This is a genomic window from Luedemannella flava (assembly GCF_039528515.1).
In the GTDB taxonomy this organism is placed as follows: domain Bacteria; phylum Actinomycetota; class Actinomycetes; order Mycobacteriales; family Micromonosporaceae; genus Luedemannella; species Luedemannella flava.
Map to the genome: position 1 here is coordinate 1 of NZ_BAAALT010000350.1, position 2671 is coordinate 2671.

Annotated in this window: 3 protein-coding genes; 1 reads left to right on the forward strand and 2 read right to left on the reverse strand. The window is 74.8% G+C overall.

Annotated features, from left to right (window positions below):
- Positions 1-1241: FtsX-like permease family protein (locus ABD211_RS33240; protein ID WP_344140515.1), on the reverse strand; the 1241-nt coding region annotated here is incomplete at its 3' end.
- Complete coding sequence (locus ABD211_RS33245) at positions 1238-1933, reverse strand: ABC transporter ATP-binding protein (protein WP_344140517.1); 696 nt, start codon at positions 1931-1933, stop codon at positions 1238-1240. The genes ABD211_RS33245 and ABD211_RS33240, both read right to left, overlap by 4 nt.
- Positions 1934-2069: 136 nt before the next feature.
- Between ABD211_RS33245 and ABD211_RS33250 the strand changes: the two genes are divergently transcribed.
- Positions 2070-2633 (forward strand): TetR/AcrR family transcriptional regulator, encoded by a 564-nt coding sequence (locus ABD211_RS33250; RefSeq protein ID WP_344140519.1) that lies wholly within the window; start codon positions 2070-2072, stop codon positions 2631-2633.
- Positions 2634-2671: the final 38 nt, after the last annotated feature.

The following is a 2671-nucleotide window of genomic DNA, read 5'->3' on the forward strand; positions in this document are numbered from 1 at the left end:
CCGCCGCCGAGCCGGGCGAGCCACCGGTCGACCCGGCGGGCGCCCACCCGGGCGGCGCCGCCCGCGCTGTCGAGGGCGGCCCGCACGGTGATCCCCGCCGCCCGCAGCACCGGCACGAGCGCGATCCCCACCGGTACGGCGAGCCCGACGGCGACGAGCGTGCTGAACACCCACCAGGGCACGCCCCGGTCGGTGACGTCCACGTTGAGCAGTCCGGTGACCATGTCCACCAGGCCGTATCCGGCGAGCAGCGCGGGCCAGACGGCCAGGGTGGTGGCGGCCGCGGCGATGACGGCCGTCGCGGCGAGGTACATCCGCAGCAGCTGGCCGGTCGTCGCGCCGACCGTCTTCATCACGCCGATCTGCGCGGTCTGGCCGGCCAGCATCCCGCCCAGCGTGCTGGCCACGAGCACACCCGCCAGCGCGAGCGCCGCCACGGCGAACGCCAGGAACAGCCCCGTGATGGTGTCGACCTGGTTCTGGTGCGGGTGCCGGTACGGCGGCGCCTCGACAGCGTGCACCGGGTGACCGGCGGCCGCCAGCCAGTCGGCGAGCCCGCTCGCGGCAGCGTCCACAGTGGCCTGGTCGTGCTCGCGCGCCCCGCCGGGGGCGCCCACGACGATGGCGAGGCGTTCGGCGACCGGAGCGAAGCCCAGCCGGGTCAGGGCCGCCGGGGTCAGGTACCCGTACCCGGCGCGCTCCTGGGTGGCCGGGGCGAGCGCCGGGTCGTACACGGTGCCGGTGACGCGCAGGGCGGCGGTGGTCCCGGCCGGGCCGGCGATCTCCAGCGTATCGCCGTCGGCGGCGTCGAGGACCGCGCCGGCCTTGCGTTCGATGAGCAGCCCGTCGTCCGGGGCCGGCCAGGCGCCCGCCTCGACACGGAACCGGCCCGTGGTGAGCGGGTCGTCGGGTGCGATGACGAACAGCAGCATCCGGCGCCACTCGCCGTCGACCCGTACCCGGGTGGTGATGGTCTGACGGGCGACGGCGTCCGCGATACCGGGCCGGGCGCGCACCTTTGCCAGGAGGGCGGCGTCGACGCCGCCGGCCACGTCGAGGGTGGCCGAGGCGGGGTTCGTGGCCGCGTACGCCGCGTTCGCCTCGCGCAGGATCACGGCCCGGGCCACGAGCAGCGCCCCGACCCCGGTCAGCGCGACGGCGATGGCGACCACCATGAGGCCCACCCGGCCGCGCGCCAGCCACAGGTCCCGGACCAGCTTGCGGGTGCGGGGGCGCGTCACGCCGGCACCGCCGCGTCGGCGAGGACCCGGCCGTCGGCGAGCGTCACGACCCGGTCGGTGTACCCGGACACGTCCCGCTCGTGGGTGACCATGACCAGCGCCTTCCCCGCCCGGGTCAGCGAGCTGAACAGGTCGAGCACCGCCGCCGCGGTCGCGGTGTCCAGGTTGCCGGTGGGCTCGTCGGCCAGCAGTACGGGCGGGTCGTTGGCCAGCGCGCGGGCGATCGCGGCGCGCTGCTGCTGCCCGCCGGACAGCGCCGCCGGGAGCTTGTCCGCCTGTTCGGCGATCCCGACCCGGTCCAGCAGGGCCAGCGCGGCCGCGCGCCGACGTCGGGCCGGAACCGTGGCGCAGAAGTCCATCGGCAGCATCACGTTCTCCGCGACGGTGAGGGTAGGCAGCAGCTGGAAGAACTGGAAGACCAGCCCGACGGAGCGCCCACGCCAGGCGGCGAGCCGCCGCTCGGAAAGCTCGTGCACCGCGGTGCCGGCCACCCGGACCGCGCCGGAGGTGGGCCGGTCGATGCCGGCGAGCAGGTTCAGCAGGGTGGTTTTGCCGCTGCCGGAGCGGCCGACGACGGCGACGAACTCGCCGGCGTCGACCCGCAGGTCCACGTCCCGCAGCGCGGTGAAGTCGCCGCCCGGCGTGCGGTAGACCTTGCCGGCCGCCGACACGTCGATCACTGGATGAGCCATCTCGTCCCCTCGGTTTCCGAACAATGTGTTCAGCAATGAATGGTTCGTTCGGTAAGGTGGCGGGGTCAACAACCAGATCCGCGCGACCGTGCGGAACGGGACACCGGCACGGTGATTGACCCGAAACGGAGGGGCGATGGCACTGGACCGCCGGGTGCGCCGCACCCGGTTCGCCATCCACCGGGCGCTCATGGACCTGATGCTCGAGAAGGGCTACGAGGCGGTCACGGTCACCGAGATCATCGACCGGGCCGACATCGGCCGGTCGACCTTCTACGCGCACTACACCGACAAGCGCGACGTGCTCTACGCCAGCCTGGACGAGCTGGCCGGGTTCCTGCGCGCGCACCGCGACGACGGCGAGGGCCTGTTCGGCTTCAGCCTGGCCATGTTCGAGCACGCCCACGAGCAGCGGCTGCTGATCCGGGCGCTGCTCGGCCGGCGGGGCGGCACGGTCGTGCGCGACCGCATCGCGTACGTCATCGGCGAGCTCGTCCGCGAACAGCTGGTCGCACACAACCCGGCCCCGGCCATCCCGCTCGACCTGCTGGTGGCGGGCGTCGTCGGGGCCTACATGGCGCTGCTCGCGCGGTGGGCCGACGGCGACGAGCCGCACACCCCCGCGCAGCTCGACGCGGCGTTCCGGCAGCTCGTCACGCCCGGTGTGGCCGCTGCCCTCGGCCCGGGCCGCCCCGGTTGAGGCGCTCACCGGCGCCGCGCCGTCGCGTTCCGGCCACG

Coding starts and splice junctions, on each gene's coding strand:
- ABD211_RS33245 (WP_344140517.1), bottom strand. CDS start 1,933: ATGGCTCATCCAGTGATCGACGTGTCGGCGGCCGGCAAGGTCTACCGC.
- ABD211_RS33250 (WP_344140519.1), top strand. CDS start 2,070: ATGGCACTGGACCGCCGGGTGCGCCGCACCCGGTTCGCCATCCACCGG.